The sequence below is a fragment of the Marseilla massiliensis genome (assembly GCF_016899855.1).
Lineage (GTDB): Bacteria > Bacteroidota > Bacteroidia > Bacteroidales > Bacteroidaceae > Prevotella.
Genome location: NZ_JACJJG010000028.1, coordinates 1 through 21,001, shown reverse-complemented (window position 1 = coordinate 21,001; position 21,001 = coordinate 1). Strand labels below are relative to the sequence as shown.

General features: G+C 40.2%; 20 protein-coding genes. All 20 read right to left on the bottom strand.

All coding sequences use genetic code 11. The annotated features are described in order from the left end of the window. Window positions 1-18: 18 nt before the first annotated feature. The 20 genes from H6A34_RS06935 to H6A34_RS06850 all read right to left on the bottom strand — a co-directional run bounded on the left by H6A34_RS06935 (window position 19) and on the right by H6A34_RS06850 (window position 20,791). Window positions 19-771: a glycosyltransferase family 2 protein gene (locus H6A34_RS06935; RefSeq protein WP_205104399.1), complete on the bottom strand. Its 753-nt coding sequence runs from the start codon at window positions 769-771 to the stop codon at window positions 19-21. Between the two features lie 8 nt (window positions 772-779). Beyond that, complete coding sequence (locus H6A34_RS06930) at window positions 780-1,277, bottom strand: hypothetical protein (protein WP_205104397.1); 498 nt, start codon at window positions 1,275-1,277, stop codon at window positions 780-782. Between the two features lie 5 nt (window positions 1,278-1,282). Continuing rightward, on the bottom strand, window positions 1,283-1,534 hold the full coding sequence (locus H6A34_RS06925) for a glycosyltransferase family 32 protein (RefSeq protein ID WP_205104395.1): 252 nt from the start codon (window positions 1,532-1,534) through the stop codon (window positions 1,283-1,285). A gap of 20 nt (window positions 1,535-1,554) precedes the next feature. Next, window positions 1,555-2,760, bottom strand: a complete 1,206-nt coding sequence (locus H6A34_RS06920) for a glycosyltransferase (RefSeq protein WP_205104394.1) — start codon at window positions 2,758-2,760, stop codon at window positions 1,555-1,557. A 75-nt stretch (window positions 2,761-2,835) separates the two neighbouring features. Further along, window positions 2,836-3,930 carry an EpsG family protein gene (locus tag H6A34_RS06915; RefSeq protein WP_205104393.1) on the bottom strand — a complete coding sequence of 365 codons (1,095 nt, stop codon included), beginning with the start codon at window positions 3,928-3,930 and terminating at the stop codon, window positions 2,836-2,838. A gap of 55 nt (window positions 3,931-3,985) precedes the next feature. After that, complete coding sequence (locus tag H6A34_RS06910; RefSeq protein WP_205104392.1) at window positions 3,986-5,164, bottom strand: TDP-N-acetylfucosamine:lipid II N-acetylfucosaminyltransferase family protein; 1,179 nt, start codon at window positions 5,162-5,164, stop codon at window positions 3,986-3,988. Between the two features lie 907 nt (window positions 5,165-6,071). Beyond that, on the bottom strand, window positions 6,072-7,094 hold the full coding sequence (locus H6A34_RS06905) for an NAD-dependent epimerase/dehydratase family protein (RefSeq protein WP_205104391.1): 1,023 nt from the start codon (window positions 7,092-7,094) through the stop codon (window positions 6,072-6,074). 7 nt (window positions 7,095-7,101) lie between these two features. Next, window positions 7,102-8,031, bottom strand: coding sequence for an ATP-grasp domain-containing protein (locus H6A34_RS06900; protein ID WP_205104390.1), 930 nt, complete (start codon window positions 8,029-8,031; stop codon window positions 7,102-7,104). Beyond that, window positions 8,028-9,257, bottom strand: a complete 1,230-nt coding sequence (locus H6A34_RS06895; protein WP_205104389.1) for a type III PLP-dependent enzyme domain-containing protein — start codon at window positions 9,255-9,257, stop codon at window positions 8,028-8,030. The genes H6A34_RS06900 and H6A34_RS06895 overlap by 4 nt, the downstream gene beginning before the upstream one ends. Before the next feature lie 2 nt (window positions 9,258-9,259). Next, window positions 9,260-10,369: a DegT/DnrJ/EryC1/StrS family aminotransferase gene (locus tag H6A34_RS06890; RefSeq protein ID WP_205104388.1), complete on the bottom strand. Its 1,110-nt coding sequence runs from the start codon at window positions 10,367-10,369 to the stop codon at window positions 9,260-9,262. A gap of 23 nt (window positions 10,370-10,392) precedes the next feature. Beyond that, window positions 10,393-11,829 carry a lipopolysaccharide biosynthesis protein gene (locus tag H6A34_RS06885; protein WP_205104387.1) on the bottom strand — a complete coding sequence of 479 codons (1,437 nt, stop codon included), beginning with the start codon at window positions 11,827-11,829 and terminating at the stop codon, window positions 10,393-10,395. Window positions 11,830-11,890: 61 nt separating this feature from the next. Continuing rightward, window positions 11,891-12,571: a hypothetical protein gene (locus H6A34_RS06880; RefSeq protein WP_205104385.1), complete on the bottom strand. Its 681-nt coding sequence runs from the start codon at window positions 12,569-12,571 to the stop codon at window positions 11,891-11,893. A gap of 22 nt (window positions 12,572-12,593) precedes the next feature. Continuing rightward, window positions 12,594-13,844 carry a nucleotide sugar dehydrogenase gene (locus H6A34_RS06875; RefSeq protein WP_205104383.1) on the bottom strand — a complete coding sequence of 417 codons (1,251 nt, stop codon included), beginning with the start codon at window positions 13,842-13,844 and terminating at the stop codon, window positions 12,594-12,596. Between the two features lie 200 nt (window positions 13,845-14,044). Further along, window positions 14,045-15,166, bottom strand: coding sequence for a hypothetical protein (locus tag H6A34_RS06870; protein ID WP_205104382.1), 1,122 nt, complete (start codon window positions 15,164-15,166; stop codon window positions 14,045-14,047). A gap of 139 nt (window positions 15,167-15,305) precedes the next feature. Then, window positions 15,306-15,434, bottom strand: a complete 129-nt coding sequence (locus H6A34_RS15185) for a hypothetical protein (protein ID WP_262896354.1) — start codon at window positions 15,432-15,434, stop codon at window positions 15,306-15,308. Between the two features lie 163 nt (window positions 15,435-15,597). Continuing rightward, window positions 15,598-16,401 carry a tyrosine-type recombinase/integrase gene (locus H6A34_RS06865; RefSeq protein ID WP_205104380.1) on the bottom strand — a complete coding sequence of 268 codons (804 nt, stop codon included), beginning with the start codon at window positions 16,399-16,401 and terminating at the stop codon, window positions 15,598-15,600. Window positions 16,402-16,435: 34 nt separating this feature from the next. Next, window positions 16,436-17,554: a hypothetical protein gene (locus H6A34_RS06860; protein ID WP_205104378.1), complete on the bottom strand. Its 1,119-nt coding sequence runs from the start codon at window positions 17,552-17,554 to the stop codon at window positions 16,436-16,438. Between the two features lie 9 nt (window positions 17,555-17,563). Next, the gene (locus H6A34_RS06855) at window positions 17,564-19,036 is read right to left on the bottom strand and encodes a transcription termination/antitermination NusG family protein (protein ID WP_205104376.1); all 1,473 of its coding nucleotides are present in this window, start codon (window positions 19,034-19,036) and stop codon (window positions 17,564-17,566) included. 538 nt (window positions 19,037-19,574) lie between these two features. Next, the gene (locus H6A34_RS14960) at window positions 19,575-19,715 is read right to left on the bottom strand and encodes a hypothetical protein (RefSeq protein WP_239480793.1); all 141 of its coding nucleotides are present in this window, start codon (window positions 19,713-19,715) and stop codon (window positions 19,575-19,577) included. A 44-nt stretch (window positions 19,716-19,759) separates the two neighbouring features. After that, entirely contained in the window at window positions 19,760-20,791 is a 1,032-nt protein-coding gene (locus H6A34_RS06850; RefSeq protein ID WP_239480792.1) for a tyrosine-type recombinase/integrase, read from the bottom strand. Between the last annotated feature and the right edge of the window lie 210 nt (window positions 20,792-21,001).

Here is a 21,001-nt window from a genome sequence, read left to right as displayed (position 1 = left end):
AATAAGACTATCATCCTCTTATTTAGGCCAAATCAAAAACACAAGACGCTTTAATATTTGTTTCAGCTTATGATAATTTACATATATAAAGGCATCAAATATTGTCCCACCATTCTCAATAATCAACCTTTTTCTTTCCTCCAAATATGATTTACTTATCGTTGACGATGCTCCGCCAACACGAAATGTCAAAACGCAGACATCAATAAACTTATGTACAGCCTTTGCCTGATACAACCGCATAAATAAATCCAAATCCATACTATACTTAAAATCTACTTTATACAAGCCGACTTTTTCGTATGTTTGTTTGGTAATGAAAGCCGCCTCATGGCAAATACAATTACCTATTGGTAAACGTCCAAAACGGTTATTTGGATATTCCGCTTTTGTCTTTTTCCGCGTAGGATAATACAATAACTCGTAACCACGATAAACATCAACACCTTCTTCATATTCGGCAGCGACCTTCTTCAAGGCTTCGGGCATCATAAAGTCATCGGAATTTATAATTCCTATCAAATCTCCGGTTGCGGCTCTTATCCCCTTGTTAAAGGCATCACTAATCCCTTTATCTGGTTCTGATACGAAATAAGAAATCTTATCTCTGTACTTGTTTATTATATCCAATGTTCCGTCCGTCGAACCTCCGTCGACAACTATATATTCAAGATTGTCATAATCTTGATTAACAATGCTTTGGATACATTGTTCAAGATTCTTTTCACTGTTAAAACAAACTGTTATTATTGAGATTTTGGGTTTATTCATATATAGTTCTATTTTCTAAAAAAGAAGTAAAAATATTTTTTTATTATTTTTTTCAATAAAAACGTGATATTGTTATTCTCTTTCCAGCTTTGGTCAAACCAATGTATAAGATATGTTCCATTGTTCTTTGTTTTTCTCGTGGCATAAACACTGCTGTTATAAATAATAATATTTGGTTCAAGACACTGTGTTTCATCCTTAAATACAAATCCAAAATCTTTTAAAGCCCAAATCAAAGCACCGTCAATTACTATTAAATCTTCATTTCCGTCTTTTATAAAAGCCCTTTGTCCACCTTCATAAATTGTTTTTATGCAATGTTTTACAAATTGATGTTCAGGCTCGGAATAAAGAAAACCTGTCTGCATGCCAAATCCTGTCATTGGGCTACCGGTTCTTTTGTCAATCCCTTGTAAAGATAAGAACTTTAAATCATCTGTTCCAATAAGATGATTTTCTATTCCGCAAACAAATTTCGATTTTATGGAATTTTCGATTGGGCGCACGAATGTCACATCAGTGTCGCAATACCCCCCCCATACGTTTTTAAGGCCCACAGCCGAATGAAATCAGCGGCAAAAGCATACTTGCGTCTTGCAACGGCCTCTCTTGTCCACCTGAAATCACTTATTGGAAAATTGTTCTCATTCCATTGGATGATTTCCCAATCAGGACAATATTTCCTCCAACTTTTAATTGAGTCTTGTACGGCTGCAGGCAATGGCTTACCGCCAAGCCAAACATAATGAAGTTTTTTAATCATAACAATAAATTAAGACATCTTTAATGTTGTAACATCTGATTATACAAATCAATGTATTTCTGAATACCTACTTTTTTGGAAAACATTTTTTCCGCAAAAGCTCTACAATAGCTTGAAAAATGCCCTTTCCCAATGGAATGGATTATATGTATTTTTTCAAGTATGGCACTAATACCTTTCGATTCATCTATCACAAAACCGCAATTATCTCCCACTAATTCCGGTGAAGCCGTATTATTATATACGATAACAGGGGTTCCACAACTTATTGACTCAGCCGTTACCTTACCGAAAGTTTCATAATCAGTACAATTTACACAGACATCGGCCATTGAATAATACTGCGCCAGCTCAATTGCATTATTTGTATTGTCAATATGAATAATATTATTAGGCAACGGCTTAACCTCCTTCCCAACAGCAACAATAACCCAATCAGTCGGCAGCTTTTCGGCTAAAGTTCGTATAAGAGTATAACCCTTATATTCACTAAAGAAAGAGGCGACAAACAACAAAACAAATTTATCTTCCAAGTTGTAAAATTCACGAAACTTACTTTCGCGAGGTTTGAACACATCCAAATCAATCCAATTGTAAATCGTCACTAAATTATGTGATGACAAGATGCTTTGGCTGGCTACTTCTGTAACCCACTTTGAGACACCGACAACTGATAATCTTGGAATATTGTTAAACCATTTACGCTTATCCATTATGCATTTATGCGTTGTGTCGAAAAACCAAGACGGATTTAATTTGTCTTTTTTCCATAAAGGGCAATTACCACAACCATTTTTGTATTTTTCACAGTTTATACTAATTGGGTAAGGGCATTTTCCTGTAAAAAGCCAACAATCATGCAATGTTATTACCGTTGGAATATCATTCTCAGCTAAATATTTCATTAGTATGGGAAGATTTATATAATTGCCATGAAGGTTGCGCAAGTGTACAATATTTGGACTGATTCTATCCATGTATTTTACAAGCTGCCCGGTTGACCGCCATGAAAAATATCCTTGTAGACCTGTTAGTCGAGACATCACAGCATGTAAATGATGTTCCCATTCACCACCTATTCGGAACGTACTAAGATTATTACTATTTCCTCTTGAGAAAGCAATAAACGATTCATGGCCAAGTTCTGTTAGTTCTTTTGAAAGTTCATAAGTTGTTCGTCCTATGCTTCCTATATTTATAGTTTCATTTATTTGTAAAACTCGCATAATAAATAATTAAATTAATATACAGATATTTGTATATTTCTTGTTTAAAATAAAAATGAATAATTATTTAAAACATCAAACATTTATTCCTAATATCTTTGAAGTGTATGGAATCGTTCCATCCAATCCATGAATAGATGATATTATAAAATGCAAAGAAAACAATAATATGAATAAAAAATTCATTATTGAGCGGCCACCATTTTTATAAAATCTTACGTAAGTAAAATATAATATAAGGATAAATGGTATTTGATACCAAGAAATTCTAAATGCGACTTCAAATCTTGTTGACATTAGTAAAAAGAAAAGGTTGTAAACAAGTAACACGGAAAATATTATATAGTCTGGTTTGTCTTTCTTCCAAAATTTATAAAACAATGAAATGATAAAAAACATAATAGCTAATAATATATTTGTCTTAGCAGTTTCAACGCCCTCCTTCTCCATGTATAGGTCAGCTTTTTCCGAATATAGACCAAAATTACCCGACAAAATATATTCCATAATAGTAAAACTGAATAAGTATACGAAAAGTACAATCGCCAAATGTATAATTATCGTACTTTTGAAACTTTTACCATGTATAAAACGTATGACGTATATTAATAATGCAAATATTGCAGACGTATGGAATGTCATAGCTAATAAGCATGTGAAAATATATTTTTTATGTTCATTATTAAAATAGAATCGCAAACCATAAATAAAAATTGATATTGCCAACATTTGACGCATTGAACTATAACCTATAAAATAAAAAAATGTCAAATAGGCAAACATGAACATTGTTGGATTAAACTTGTTCTTAAAATGCAAGGCGGTTGAAGATACTAATATAATTTTAATAAACTCTTCTACAAATAACATAAAATGAATATCATTTGATATTTTTGCGCATAACCACATAAGAGTATGAAATCCCCATTCTCCTGGTACATACTTCAATAAGCCTAATAAAGTATCTGAATATTTTGCATTTTCAAAACTTATAACACCATAAACAAGCATATCAATACCAACTGTATCATCTCTTACTCCGCCCAATATTGAAAGCAGTAATATAAAAGCAGTATATGGCAATATAAAAAAAATGTTTTTTTTGTAATTTATTTGTGCAATATTGAATAATAATAAAGATACAATTATTATAAAAATATAAAATATCATACAATACGAATGTCGTTTGTTATTAAATTCTATAAGTATTAATTATGGATTTATCTTACGCTTCTTTACATGCATAAGCTAATTTATCAATCAATATTTCCAAATCTTGTATAGATGTCTTATATGGATTGCGTTTTTCGTATAATATTTTGCGTGTGATTTCTGCTTGTTGTGCTGAATATGAAGCATCCAAACATTGCTGGTTCAAATCATGTTGGATTGTAAAGAATTTGACACCAAGGTCTTTGTAAAAATCGTATGCCATTGATGTTTCTGAAAGAAATATCTTGCAACCTTGTTTCCATGCTATCGTAATATTTCCCATTGCCTGTTGGCGTTCTTGCCCAAATATACGGATGCCACAACTTAGCAATACTTGCAAATATTCTTCGTATGGCATAAAATCTTCCATTGGCACAAAATTTTCTCCCCAATATTCACGCCCCTTTTCTTTTACAAGTGCTTTATATCTTTCCGTTCCTGAATAACTCAACGGTACAAAAATCTTCCTTTTGCCTAAATCAAGAGTTTTCAGAACTTCAAAAATTTCGAGATGATTATTTGTCATATCTCCGGAATTTCCAATCAATATGTTATCTCCTTTTGCCATAGTGCAATTCATATCAGAATCACTTTTAGACGGCAATGCATTATAACTAAAGACCACTTCCGAAGCATGAAAGAACGGGAGTTTTTTCATCTGTTGATATTCTTGAGGTATAACGCCTGAAAAATAATCAATTCTACTAACACTCTTTTTTACCCAATAATCAAAAAACAATCTCTTCAAGTTCCGTAAAAAGCCCTTCAAGTTGAAGCTCTCGTCTTTTGCAATTCTTGATGTTATCTTACCATATAAGTTAGGTACTACTATAAAAGGCTTATAAGCTATGGGATAGTATAAGTCTGCTCCCCATGCAAACCAAACAACTTTTATTTCGGAAGGTATCTTATATATTATGGAACGTGACAGCGCGGTAAAATTATGTAATATTACTACCTTTATGTTTGACTGTTTCAAAAATCCTAAAAACTGAGAATTTTTCAATTGAGTCACATATTCCGTCTGCTTAATGTATTTAAACTTTGTTACAGGCTTAGTGCTATTTTTACGAACAATCACATACTTATTTTCAACTTTATCATTAAAATACTCAAATCGTGAAATGACACTATTGTCTATAAACTTCTCATCCTGTATGCAATGTAAAATATGTAGTTTATCACTTTTCATAATTTTATTCTGACCTTTTCTCCATTCAACTTAACTATGTAAGCAGGATTGCCAACTACTGTTGAATTTGCCGGAACATTTTTTACCACAACACAATTAGCTCCAACTTTCACATTGTCATTAATTTTTACCCCCCCAGTACGCAAGAACCGCATCCCAATGTCACATTGTTACCTATTGTGGGAATACTTCCTTTAAAATCGTTTCCAACGGTCACATTATGAGCTACATGGAGATTGTGCCCGATAGAAAGCGCATTTAGATGTGTGCCATGCGGATGCTCCAACTTAAGTCCTGACGCTAAATCCATATTGTTCCTAAAATAAATTGGATAACTGTAAAATATGGTAAAAGGCCATCTGTAAATTTTCAGTCTATAACAACATAAAGTTGCGTAATATGGTCTTACGACCATCAATTTTAGAATAGAAGAATGAAAACTTGCTATATCGTATGAAAATTTGGCTGATTCTTTATCATGTAAGATTTTTTGTTTTATGAATAAAATAATAACTAATGGTAAGTATCGCATCGCTTTAATACAATAAAATACTTTCATATTCTCTATATTTTTTTAGTATTGGTTTTACCGCCACAATGTCACATAGCGTTGCAAATTGTTGAAAGTCATTAATTTACAGCGTGACATCAGGATGTTTTTACTTTCACTGTTGTCACACGGCAAAGGAATGTGACAGTGGTGAATGTTGGCCACATATTAATATCACGGCGTATTCTCCTGACAACCAACACCTTATGGCGTAATGTGACATTGTGACATTAAAAACAGTTGAATTATTTCAATCGTATATATACGTTGCAAAATACAATCTTTTAAGTGGTGAGAAGTAGCTTTTCATCCGGTAAAACACGGCCTTTTACAACTTAATTTGACCATTAATCGTGCTTATTCTTCATTTGGGTATTGTTTAACGTAATCTGCGCCTTTTCCCCATAGTTGCGCGAACGGTTCGGTTTTCATCTCGTTATACAAATCTTTCATTGCTTCTATGTAAGAGAATTGGGGCTCATATCCTAATTCCCTTTTAGTCTTTGACATGTCCAAATGCGCTTCCAAAGAATTGGGCATGTCTGGCCTGTAAGATATGGAAGACTTATGTCCTGTAGGAGAAAACACGTCTACAATTCCACGTATTTGTTCTTCCAAAGAAACAGTCTCTTTGCCACCAACGTTGTAAATTCCGCCTTGAGCGTCGCTTTCAAACGCTTTCCTAACACATTGCGTAAAGTCTTTGACGTATAGTATTTCTTTCCGGCGCGAGGGGTCGCCCCAAATTTCAATGGGTTCGCTTCTCATAGCCTTATCCATCAAAACACGGTATGGCATTTTTTGCCATTTAAAATGATTGAAGTGGTATGGATTGGGGTGGTATTCGTAAATGGTAAAAAAGCGGAAAACATACCATGAGATGCCATACGTAGCAGCATAATGTTCGATTAAGTCAACGGCTGCGTTTTTTGCTATTGTATAAACTGAATGGTCGCCAGTTAAGGGGAATGTTCTTGGCATGTCCGCCTCAATAGCCATTTCTGTATTATGGTATTTATACAAATCAAACGGAGTTTGTGGAAAGATGATTTTTTCCGCTCCTGATTTTACCATATAATCTAAGACATTATATGTTCCAAGTATGATTGATTCTAATAATTTTCCCGGACAATAAGAATATCGCGAAGGTAGTTCCCCCGCAAAATGGGCTACACCGAACACTCCACTTTGTGGAAGTTTATCAAATGAATTCCTGTCATTAATGTCTAATGACACGTATTCGATTCCGTTATCGGCAAAAAATCCGTTATCACTCTTTCTATGGCCTACGGCAATAACATTATATCCATGTTTTTTCAAATCCATTGTAATATAAGCACCCAAGTTGCCTGTGGCACCAAATACGACTATCGTTTTCATAACCATTTTATTTTTCCACAAAATATTTTATTTCTATTCTTTCTTCAAATGGAACTTTGCTTGGTAGATTTTGTCCTGAAAAACAAGCTAAATGTGCATTTACGAAATCATATCCAGCTTTGCATGAAAATGCTATACCAGCAGAGAAACGGGGATTGATGTCAATAAGATAATAACCTTTTTCATTTTTTATAAATTCCATATTGACAACTCCCGTAACATCCAACTTATCCCCAATATATGGCACAAGCTGTTCCAACTGTTCGTCATGGAAAATCCTAACAGTCGTACCGGCACCGTTTTTAGTCCTTAGCAATTCTTCACGCGGCACGCAGAAAGATGCTCCTTCTTTGGGGCTGCGGACATAATCCACGGTACAAATGCTTCCTGTGACCTTTTCTTGAATGATATAAGACGGCTTGTCCTTTATCGCTCGCAATTGATTCCCGTCTTGTATGTAAAACAAACCTTCACTGCTTCGCCCTCCACGAGGCTTTGCGACGCATGGATATTCCAACATAGACAAATCGTCTGTAAATGTGAAAGTTGGTACAGAAAGAACGTTGTCGTCATCTTTGAAAATCTCATATAATGCAAGTTTATCACGAACGACCGACAATGTCTTTTTTGATGACATACATATTGTTATGCCTTCGTTCTCAAACAATTCACGATTTTTATTTATAACATCTATTTCTAAATCTGTTAGCGGAAAAATATAATCGACGTTGTTTTCTTTTGCCAACCGGATGAGAAACGGTATGTATTCGTCTGATGTCGCATAAGGGGCTTGTCTAAACACGTCGCATACTGAAGCCTCATAATGCCATTCTTTCGGATAAATATCACATCCTATAACCTTATGTCCAGCCTTACGCAAATTATTGATGGCACATAATGCCGACATTGAACCTATTGCGGTTAATAATACATTCATAATTTTAATCTAGATTTTTGTAAAACTTCATCAGTTGTCCATTTTCCACGAGCAATACCGACATTCCCGTTATAAGTGTAGTAGACAGTTGGGAACCAAGAAATAAAGAGCGGGGAAAATGTCATGGTATATGCCCCAACCTTGTCAAAGCGTATAATATCGCCTCTTTGCAATTTCCCCTTATCTTCTAGTTTGAAAAAAGTGTCATACTCTAAACAAGTATATCCAACCAATGTTTGAGCTTTCTCAAATATTGGGGTTTCCCGTTCTTGGCAAATTGAGAAAAAATAACTTTTTATAGTCTTATGCATTAGAGGGTCTATGTGATTCCTGCTTCCGTCAAGAACAACAAAGTGAGAACGAGCCGTATCTTTTACATCCTCAACTCGTGTGTAATAACTAAAACATCCTGAAAGCAGGCTTACTCCTGGCTCTATTATAACTTTTAGATTTTTTGAAACATATCCTTTTGCTTTTAGTTCCGCCGAAAAAGCTGATATATAGTCATCCCAAGTCGGTTTGTTAGGCACTTCTCCGTAAAAGCCTCCACCGGCATCCAGATATTCAATATCCGAGAGTTTGAAACGTTTGACTATTTCATCAAACTTGCAAACAATATATTTGTAAATTGCCAATGAACGGACGTTTGTGCTGATATGAAGATGTAATCCCGAAATTACAATATTCTCAACAGAACGAAGCTCGGAAATAGCCGCCTCCAATTCGCCTGTTTCATAACTGAAACCGAAACGACTACCATTTTCTCCTGCTGTTGAGGCATTAGGAAAGATGTCTTCAATATCATTATTCACACGCAGACCTATCTTTATTTCCTTTTGAGGATTATTGTTTGCGTATTCTTTTACAAGCTTTAGCTCATTTTTTGAATCGATATTTAAATAGCAACCTTGCCCTAATGCATTTTCTATCCAATTCTTATGTTTGATAGGGCCATTACAAACAATACTATCCCCTTTAAAGTTCAATTGGGAAACTAAATTAAACTCGTCTTCGGAAACAACTTCCGCTCCGACTCCCATTTCTAATAATGCTTCAGCTAAGAACGGCAAAGAATTGGTTTTTACGGAATAAGCAATCATGCCATTTTCCCAATAAATTTTAAATGCATTCTTAATTTTGGCAACTTGAATTGCTAAATGATTTACGTCAAATAAGAAAAACGGAGTAGGAAACTTTATTGCTTCTTGATATGTAAAGTGTCGCATAATTATTTAACAATGCATTTCAAAACCCGTTCAACATCTTCATCACTTAAAGAGTGGTGCATAGGCAGGCATATTACACTATTTGCCATCTTATGTGCTTCTGGTAAATTATCAGGCCTTGCGCTTTCCAATCCCCTATATGTAGAAAATTCGCTGATTAGCGGGTAGAAGTAGCGGCGACCGAGAACGTTCAGGTCTTTCATCTTGAAGTAAAGCTCGTCACGGGTCATACCGTATTTCTTTGCATCAACGAAGATAGGGAAGTATGAGTAGTTGTGACGAACGCCGGGCATATCGTCGAAGAAGGTTATGCCTTCCACATTGCGTAGGGCGTTACGGTATTTGATGGCGACCTGGTGTCGGGCTTCGATTGCGGCGTCTACTTGGCGCAGGTTGAGCAGGCCGTAGGCCGAGCGCACTTCGTCCATCTTGCTGTTGATGCCGGGGCCTACGACGGTAGTCTCGTTGGCGAAGCCGAAGTTTTTCAGGTAGTCTATGCGCTTCTTCATACGTTCGTCGTGCATCACCATCGCGCCGCCTTCAACAGTGTTGTAGACTTTGGTGGCATGGAAACTGAGCGTGCTGAGGTCGCCGGCGTTGAGAATGCTCTCGCCGTTTACTTCTACGCCGAAGGCGTGAGCGGCATCGTAGATTACTTTCAGTCCGTATTGGTCTGCTATTTCCTGTATGCGCTTTGTGTCGCAAGGTTTGCCATAGACGTGTACGGGCATTATGGCCGTGGTCTTGGGCGTTATGGCAGCCTCTATTTTGTCAGGATTGATGTTGCCAGTACCTGGGTCGATGTCAACGAACACGGGCTTTATGCCATTCCACCAAAGGGCGTGGGTGGTGGCTACGAAACTGTAAGGCGTAGTGATTACCTCGCCTGTAATGCGAAGAGCCTGAAGAGCCGTGATTAGCGGCAGCGTGCCGTTGGTGAACAGGCTGATGTATGGTACTTTCAAGTATGCGGCAAGTTCCTTTTCAAGTTGTTTGTGGAACTGTCCGTTATTGGTTATCCACTTGCTCGCCCATATCTGTTTGAGCATTTCGTTAAGGTCGTCGAGATTTGGCAGTAACGGCGACGTTACTGTTATCAGTTTGTTGTCCATAAGGAATTAAGTTTATATTGGTTTTATGATTTTCTCTTAACCAAAGAAAGGAGTTCGCCAAGCTCGGAGAACTTCAACGCACGGCTTGACAATGTGTAAAATGCAACGCCAACGGATATGCCGATACAAAGTTTTACAATGTCGCTTGGTATGAAGTGGTTTATCGTAAGTATCAGGGCAAACATAACGAAACAAAGGACTATCGTTGGCAGCAGGTCGCGCATCTGCTTGAAAAAGCCGACATTGATTAGTTTGCCGGTATAGTAAGTATTTATGGCCAACGCCACGAGTGAATTGAAAATAGATCCGTAACACATCACAATGAGTCCGAACGGGGCGGTGATGCAAAGGACGCTTACGCCGAGGATTTTCTTTATGATTTCAAGGCGCAGGAAGAGGTCAGAACGTCCTTTTACCTGCAAGAGGTTGAGGTTGATGGCATGGATAGGGTACCACATCATCGAGAAACAAATGATTTGCAGTAACTGTCCGCAGAAGCCCCATTGCGAGCCGAGCATAATGTTTATGAAAGGTTTTGCGACAGAAGAAAGCCCGACCATCAACGGGAAGATGACAAAAGCCGAGAGTTTCAGAAAGCGGCGGTAAATGCTTGCAAGTCGGGCATCGTCGTTCTGGATTTCACATAACACCGGGTAAGTAACCCGTTGGATTATGCCCGTAACGTTTGACGATGGGAACTCAGAAAACTGGTGCGCCCTTGTATAATGCCCAAGACTACTTGCGCTGAATAACTTTCCGATAACTATGGGATAAATATTGCGATAAACAGTATCGAGGAGGCCGGAAGCGAGGAGCTTTGAACCGAAGGCGAACAACTCGTGAAACGACTGCCAAGAAAATATCAACCTCGGCCTCCATTTTGACAACAGCCACAGTAAAGAGGTGTTTATGCCGAGGTTGAGCAGTTGTTGCGTAACGAGCGACCACACTCCGAAACCATGATACGCCATAGCTATGCCGACTACTCCCGATATTACAGCAGCCGTCAAAGCGGCCTTTGCCTGGGTCTTGAAATCGATTTTGATTGTCAGCAAAGCACGCTGCACAACGGCCAGCGAGTTGAAGATTATGCTGAGGCACACTACACGCATGACCGGGCATAGCTGCGGCGTATTGTAGAAGTCGGCAACTAACGGGGCGGAGACGTATAATATAAGGTAGAGCAACGCACTGACCACGATGTTGAAATAGAACACCGTGTTGTTGTCAACCTCCGTCCTGTCCTGCTTGCGTATCAGGGCCTGTGAGAATCCGCTGTCAATGAGCGACTGCGCCACGGCGATGAAGATAGCCAACATGCCGATGAGTCCATAATCATGAGGCGTGAGCAGGCGCGCCATCACAATCATGATTAGGAACTGGACGCCCTGCACGGAGAAACGCTCAACCGTGCTCCACAGCACGCCCTTCGCCGCCTTTTGCTTTAACGAGTCAGGCATATTTATATATAAAATATTTTCCGACAGTTTTTATTATTGAAATATATCCATGAAGATTGTATTATTGAGAATATCTTTCAAAATATTTTATTCCACTTTCTAATCCGAGAGGAATAAAAACATTTTTCATCCACTCCATATCGGAATCATTAGAATAATCTTCGATATGCTCTTCTTGAAACTGCATCATTTCAATAAAGAACCTGCAGAAAACATCTATGTGGATGCCAAATGTTACTTTAATATTATCATCATAAACGCCAAAAAGATTAATGCAAAAACTCCCGTTTTTCTGTTTCTCATATACCAATAAAGTGTAGGTTTCAGGTTTTGCAGAATGCGCTATTTCCGATAACATACCATACATAACTCCTCCGTTTTCGACCTTGCTCATTTGAGGAACTTTATTGTTTTTTATCGCACGCTGCAGTTCTTCCATATTTTCAGTTTCCTTGTAACGTGCCAGCAATTCCAATTGTTTCCGTACTAAAGTTGCCGCTTCTATATTCTCACAAAAAAGTAATAGTTCATCTATTACCATATGGGTTCTGATAAAAGATGCGATTAAAGGCAGGCGATGTTGGTCTTTCTCCCCTGCTACAGACATGAGTCTTAAGCGTTCAAATAAATTGTAGAGGAATTTTTCCATCTCATCCATTAACAATGCTCCTTCGGGGATAGCTTTGTTAAATTCAATGCATGCCGCTTCACGACATTTTTTATGAAGTTCTTTTAAAGTCATTTTTATAACTAATTATAAAAAATTAGTCTCTTTTGAAAATATCCCTCGTATAAACCTTATCTTTCACGTCATCCAAGCAAGCGTCGTAGCGGTTGGCAATTATTGCCTGGCTCTGCTGTTTAAATGTGTTCTGGTCATTCACTACCTTGCTGCCAAAGAATGTACTTCCGTCTTCAAGAGTTGGTTCGTAGATAATCACTTCAGCACCTTTTGCTTTTATTCGTTTCATTACTCCTTGGATGCTTGACTGGCGAAAATTATCAGAATTAGACTTCATAGTCAGGCGATAAACCCCGATAACACATTTCTTCTCTTCATTAGGATTGAAGTCACCACGATTGTAATAATCATAGTAACCGGCTTTGTGTAGAACTCGGTCGGCAATGAAATCTTTTCTTGTCCTGTTGCTCTCGACTATGGCTTGGATTAAGTTTTCAGGAACATCAGCATAATTGGCCAAAAGTTGCTTGGTATCCTTCGGCAAGCAATAACCACCATAACCGAAACTTGGATTGTTGTAATGAGTTCCGATGCGAGGGTCAAGACAAACTCCGTTGATTATCGCCTGAGTGTCAAGGTCTTTCATCTCGGCATAGGTGTCAAGTTCGTTGAAGTAAGATACACGGAGGGCAAGGTATGTATTGGCAAAGAGTTTCACTGCTTCAGCTTCGGTTGTACCCATAAACAAGGTGTCGATATTTTCTTTTATCGCTCCTTCCTGTAATAAAGCTGCAAACTCATGGGCCGCTTTATCCAACCGTTCATCACCTTCGGGACGGCCTACTATTATACGACTGGGATAAAGGTTATCGTAAAGAGCCTTGCTTTCCCTTAAAAATTCCGGTGAGAAGATGATGTCTTCAGAGTTCATCTTCTTCCGTATCATCTCGGTATAGCCTACGGGAATGGTACTCTTGATTACCATTATCGCATTCGGGTTGACGCTTTTCACTAATTCGATGACTTCCTCTACATGGCTCGTGTCAAAATAATTCTTAACCGGGTCATAATTGGTTGGTGCTGCAATGACAACGAAATCCGCATCTGAATAAGCCTTTGCCCCGTCCAATGTCGCGGTCAGGTTCAATTCTTTCTCTGCCAAGTATTTTTCAATGTAATCGTCTTGTATCGGTGACTTGCGTTGGTTTATCAAATCCACTTTCTCTGGAATTACATCTACCGCCGTTACTTGGTGGTGTTGGCTTAAAAGAGTTGCTATACTAAGTCCAACGTAGCCTGTTCCTGCCACGGCAATTTTTATATTCTTATCCATATTGTTCACTTATTGAAATATATTAATTATCAGTTTTTTCTACAAATTCATTTTCAAACCTATAGTATTTCATACATTGTGTAAAAGGACAAGCCTCCGTGTTAAGCCATGGAGCATATTCACAATATTCTGAAACTTTACATTGATCAGGATTTGAATATATGCCTTTTGAACATATTGATAATCTCTCACAAGCTTTTTCACCATCTGATTCCAAAAGTCTTGCCAATATTAATTCCCAACCAATATAACACGGCTGTTTCCAAATAGGGTTTTCCTTCAGCTTCGACCATGTTTCTTGGTAAAATAGTATAGTTTTTAGCGTCTATTACAGGATACCCATAAAAATCAGCTAAAGAACTAAATAAAGTTTTCTTATCATCAGATGGAACATTGTATAAAACATCTAAAAGTTTTGATGTAGAACCACAAGTTTCTTTAATGCAATTATTTATAACAGATTTATAGTAATCCAAATCAGTTCCAATTACTTGCTCAAGATTTTTCTTGAAGTCATCTAAAAATAACAATATTAGTCTATATCTTGGCATTTTCTTGCCATTACATGATACGGCAAAATTCTGTGCTATATGTTTGTATAATTCAATACCATTCCATGAAGGATTACTTTTCGCTAAATTAACTACATCAAAGAAGCCTACCCCGGGATTATCCCAATGAAGAGCACAATAACATATTGATGCTATTAATTTTCTGTCGTCCAATATTTCTGGATAGTATTCTTTTAGTATAAGTTCTGCTGTACAATACGGAACTTCAGGATGAAAGACATCTGACACTAGTGTTTTTTGAATCTCATGTGCCATGCTTTCCATTACACAAACATAACCAAAATCAAACCCATTTTCATAGATTCTGTTGTTCTCAAAGTCATAACATCCTATTGTAACAGCTGTTTTGTTTTTTCTAGCAATATCTATATTTGTTTCGTTGACATCAACTGCGTCAATGTTAAAATTACAATGTTTACTACCTGAAACATTCTTGAAATGAGTTAAGAATTGTGATAAATGTTCGTCTTTTTCCCATAAATGTAGAGGTAAATGAATAATGTGTTCTTTTGACATGTATTCTCGGTACATTATGGACATTCTATGAAACATATCACACATACGTATGCCAAATAATGTCGTAAGATGCTGTACATAATGTACATATTCGTGCATTAATGTCCCAAAAGCAGAATCAGACATATTCTGAACATCAGGAATGCAAACATCATCATCAACAAACATGTGGAAATGATTAGTTTTATATTTACTACATTTTCCACCATCTATAATATTCTCAAAAATATCCATTTATCGTAAGTGTTAAATTATGACAACACTACAACTTTTTCAGACGGTATGTCTGAGATAATATTAAAATTCAGTTGATATTAATATTTTTACGCATATACCAAAGGTTGAATGAATGCATAAACTTTCAACAGTCAAGTTATTTTCCCATTGTCTCGATTCCACATCGCAATTTCGCTATCCTTTCATCCTTGATTTTAAAAAGCTCTTGCAACTGTGGTTTAAACTCTGACAAATCGAACTGGCCGTTTTTGATTGCTTTCTCCATATCGGTAAGCAATTTTTCATATTTTTTTGAGTTCGGCTATTTTTCGTTCTTCCTCTTTACGATCCGTTCCCATCTCCTCCAAACGCTGGGTATTGGAGATGATTTCTTCTATCAGCTCCTCACGGCTCATTTCTTCAAGTCATTTCATTTTTTCATGGGGGTATCATAACAAGTCAACAACATTCAGCCCTTTCTTCATGCTGTTCCAAGTGTGATGGGCGACTGTCAAGGTCAAGGGGAAGGAAAGCCCGATTATTTGACCGACCTTTTTCAGGTTACGGTTTATATTGTGAATGGCTGTATCATGTTGCCGCCATTGTTCCTTCGGGTCTTTGGAGGTGATGACAGGGAAGAGGTAGGGAGTGTCGGGACGGGAATATTTATCCACTATCTCCTGCAAGTAAGGGTTCCAAATGACGGTTTCTTCCTTACCTATTGCCTTGGAGGTGTAAATCAGTTGGTCCCCTTTTATGTTGTCCTTGGTGAGATAAAACAAATCACCACCGGTCATTCCATTTGTGAATACTGCGAAAAGGAAGAGGTCACGGGCAAAAATGGCGGAAGGATGAAGGTTGCTTACGTCCATATAACGGAGTTGTATCACTTCCTTCGGTGTGAGCTTGTTTTTCTCTTTCTTCACCCGGTAACTTACGTCAACGCCTTCAAATGGATGTTGTTCGTTTGTTACTCCATCTGCAACGGCTAATTGGTAAACTCTCTTCAGGTTGCGGATATAGAGTGAAATGGAGTTGCGTCCGAGCTTTTGGTTCTCAAGCCAAGTGTTGTAGTTCCGTATCAGGAGAGAGTCGAAATCCTTGAATGGTATCTCGTTCTTGCCAAGAAAAGAGACGAACTTCCTGAGATACATATTCAGTTTGTTGGCTGCATCATACCTTCCCTCGTCCTGCATTTTTAAGACGAACGAGCGGGAGTATGAAATGAAACCGGCTTCTTCAGCTTGCATCATTGGGCTTGTAGTTGCTTACCTGGCGGCTTTCGGTTTATTGTTTTGAGTGACTTTTTTTCGGTGTAAGCCAATCAAGGAAGTCAAAGATGTTCGGCTCGTCAAAATATATGCCCATGTCGGCATTCTTGGCTTCCTCCGGGTCTTCCGGTATGGTGTAAAGGTCTTCGTAGAGGCTTATACGCTTGCCAAACGTGGTGGTGAAGTAAGCGTGCTTTGCCGCATCCTGCTCTTTTGCGAATATGTCGTTCCAGACGGTCTCGCCGTTCCATATAGGCAGAACTTTCTTGTCAAGACCGACAAACGGACCGTTTATGTATGTCTTGTCTTTATATGTGACGAGCTGGGCGGCAAGACGGCGGTTTTGCATGTTTGTCGGAACGGGTGTCGGAAATATCACATCCAGGAACTCACGACCGTCCCTGTGGCGTAAAGCGAACGTATGTTCGTTCTTTCTTTCAACGACCGTATAAGTGTCCAGCCATTCGGAACGGATAGAATCGAGAATTTGTGCCGTCTCTTTCAACCTGTCTTTTCCCATCCCTTCCACAAAGGATGTTTCACAGCGTAACTGTTTGGCAATGGTATCCGCCAAGGAACAGCCACGCTTGTCACGCCAGTTGAAGGCAAGGTCTGCCCACAGCATCCGTCCGGCTGTCTTCTTGCTTCCGGCGAGCCGCAGGAACATCTCCTTACGGAAACACAAGTTTGGAAAGACCGACCGCAATACTTGGTCTTCGCGTGCGAACCATGCCAACATCCCGCTTAGGCGCATGAAGTCGCCAGACAGTACGCTTTCCGTCATCCATTGCCTGAGGACACTGCATGGAGCCTTCGCCACGGCTTCCGACACGAGCCTGTCAACCTGTGATGTGGTTTTCGCGTCCATGCCCAAGCTTTCGCACCAGTTGAAAACCACATTGCCCACGCTGCGATACCTGTATTCGTAAACTCCGTCAAGCCCTACGGCGATGGTATTCTCCGTATAGAGAAGCAAGGAAAGGATAATCTGCTCGTCGAACGCCGCCGCTTCCTGTTCCGCCAGGCGGTGAAGCCTGCCGTAGATTTCATAAAAGAAAGCCACGTCGCCGTCCACGTCCATTGACGGATGGTGAAGGCGTTTCCATTCGGAAGTGAATTCTTCTATCGTGAGCATGATTTCTTGTCAATTATGCAGCCACACCGTCCGCAGGTACCTGCGCCATACGGCAAGGTGGTTGGTGGTGTTTATTTCCTTGCAAATGCGGACACAAGTGTTTACCAGCCTGTCCTTTGCCGCGTCTTTTTCTTGTGCGGAAGACTTGACGGCCATGACGTTCAGCGTATCTTCGCCGACCTTGAAATCCTGTACGGCCTTTACGGCTGAATCCGTATCAGTCAATACTTTATATAAGGTTGGGGCGTAGTTTCGGAAAGACTCGATGAGCTTTTCTTTCTGTTGTTCCCCGCTGACTAATTTCTCGTTGGCTTTCCCTGCCGTCAGGAAATACTCGCGGAGGAAGTCGTCCCAGTTGGCGAAGAATGTAACAATCCCGTTTCCTTCCGTCATACCGATATGGGCATAGTATGCCGTGGTGACCTTTCCGTCCTCCTGCCTGCTTGGATAATAGACCTCTTCGGTGATGTTCACCTTGCGGATGATTTCCGTAAAATCCTTATGCTGCAGTTCTACCTCGTCTTTGCCTTTTTCAATGGCAATTCCCGATGTGGGCGTAAGGAACGGACGGAGGACAAGCCTTGGCCAGTTTTCCTTCACATATCCTGGCGCGTCATGCTCGTAACGGGCAAGATTTGTCAAGAGTCCTGCCTCTCCGGCGGTCAGTCCTGAAAGGCGGCGGCTCAATGTTTTCTCACCTTGCTTGTCAAGTTCCCGACAGAGAGCGGCCAATGACAGGTCGGCGGCAAGGCGTTCCGTCAGTTCGTAAAGCATGGCTTGTGTGCGCTCCCCATAACCGCAGCCTTGCAGGATGCCGACAAGCAAATCAACGGCGCGCCCTTTCTCCGTGCCTATGGACAAGCGGTCTCCCTCGGCGTTGTGGAGGCGGGCGACATGAAGGTCGGAGACGTTGGGATAGGTGACGGTCAGCCAACTGCCCGGAATCATGCCCTGAACGTGGAACACCAGCCCCCTTTTCTTGTGGAAACGGCAGATGTAACCTTCCTGGCCGGCAAGAGGACCGTCGATGACACGCACGATTTCATTCGGCTCGTCCGTTTTCGTGTTGAAAGCATAATCAGAATAAGGACGCTCCAGCACAATCACCTTGTCGGCATAGTTCTCGTTGTAGTCGCGGAAGGCACGCATTTGGGCTTCTGGTATGGTGCAGGCGGTCGCTTTCTCGTCAGGAGTGCGCTTGCGGTTGTAGCGGAGGTAAGCGTCGGGGCAGTTGTCACGGAGGAAGTCAACCAGTGCGCCCTGTGTGGCAAGCACGAACACATAGCCGTCGAAAAGGGGGAGCCGCCGCTCGTTGTCGCCCCTGCGCACGTACACTTTGGTATTGGTGGGGCAATAGACTTCCAGTATGTTCCGTATCTTGCCCTTCCCACGCTCGATGCGTGTACACAAATCCTGTTCATGTCCGGGTTTTGTGCGGACAAGGAACCATTGGTAATCAACAGTGTTTAACTTGTCGGGCATGTTCTGAAAAAAGCGTTCCTTACGTTACCCTCATGACAATCGCATGACGGCTGACTGATACCTCTCCGAACTTGAATCACCACGCTTTACAAACATTTTCAGGATGTTTCCAGGCGTTGTCTACATCATTCTTTAGGTCTAACGGCAGCATTCCGGAGTAAAAACTCAGCGACAATGGCCTGCCGTTGTTATGTGGCAAGACGAACGGAGCATAGACTGCTTCATTGTTACATTTTCCATACCACAAGATTATTGCATTCCTTTATCAATTAAGTCTCTTTCTGGGTGGAGATTTGTCACCGCTTTATAAGTATAAAACCTCCACTCGTGTGCAAAGATACGAAAAACAGCGGATTTCAAGCGTTTTGCCGTGACTTTTTTGATAAAAATTTGTCCGCATTGTTGGACTAAAACGCGAAATGTTTGACTAATCGCCCGTCTCGGAAAAGCTAACGTTTTGATTTAAAGCGCATTACGGCAAAGTCACCGCTTCATACTTATGAAACTGCCACTTTAGTCAAACATTTTCCCCTCGGTTTCAATGCTTCGTTATCCTGCCGATGAGTCTCTTGTTGGCCTTCATCACGGTGGAGTTGTCGATTGCCGAGAGATAGATTTGCGTGGTCTTGATGTCCTCGTGCCCCAGTCCCCGGCTGATTACGGAGATGTCGTTGCCCATGTCACGCATGATTGAAGCCCAAGAATGACGGCTGACGTATGTCGTCAATGGGATGTGCAGGCCGCCATCACGCCGATTTTCTTCAGGTTCCGGTTTACGTTATGCTCCGCTTTTTCGTATTGTTCGCGCTCCGTACCGTCCTGTTTCCTTATTATTGGCAGCAGGTAAGGCGTGTCTTTTGCCTGACGGGAGTAAGCGTCCACGATTTCCTGCATTTCCCTTTCCCAGCTTATTGTTATTGTCTGGCCGGTCTTCTTGCGTGAGTATTGCAGCAGTCCGTTCCTTATGTCGGTCTTCTTCAGGTAGGCCATGTCAACGAACGAGATGCCTTGCAAATAGAAACTCAGCATGAACATGTCACGGGCGAAGGCGAGGGCGGAGCCGTCTTTCAGCCTTAGCTTCAGGATTTTCCTTATTGCTTCGATGGCTATGGCGCGTTTGGTGGTTGTGGCGAAACCGGTAAACACACGGCTGAAAATGTCCTTGTCTTCTGTCAACCCCATATCCACGGCCTTCAGATACAGCGTCTTCAGCGTCCTGAGATAGCACGACGAGGTGTTCAGTTTCAGCCCCTTGTCCTTCATCCACGCCTCATATTGGCAGATTGTCTCCCTGTCGAGAGCGTCGAAAGAAACGTCCTCGCCGTTCCTGAAATTAGAGAAGCTGGCCAATGCGTCACGGTAAGTCTTGGCGGTGCCGTATCTCTTTGCAGCCGTCTTCTTTTCAGCCATTGAGCGTATGAAAGTGAAGAATGTCATGCTTTCAGGCTGCTTCCTGTATTCCTTTATAATGTCATCGGCCGTGAAATTCACCTTTAACGCCTCCTTTTCGGCGATTATCCTGTCAAGCCTTTCCTGGTCGGACTTCAGCTTTGAGGCGGTTAGTTCAAGGTAAGCCTTTCGTTCCTTAGTCCCTGCAATGATGACAGATGAACTTACGTCGTCCCACTCGTCACGGAAAACATGGCAGTCGGTAAAGACAGTCCTCGTCACCCTCTCATGGATTACACGGAAATAAAGTGTGCCTTCCTTTCCCTCAACCGTAGACTGCCTGAGCATGATTTTTACTGACGCCATAACTTCCTGATTGTTAGAACTTTAACTTGTTACTTACGGTTCTTCCGCAGTTTTGTTGGATGGCCTTTCAGCAACATAAAATTGAGCACATCGAGTTTTTCTTTTAAAAGATTAAAAATCAATAGTTTTGTTATATAATTTGAAGTATGGATAAGCCGGATAGTTTTATAGCCCTAAATTTCAATTTAATCAATATACAGGTACTGATTA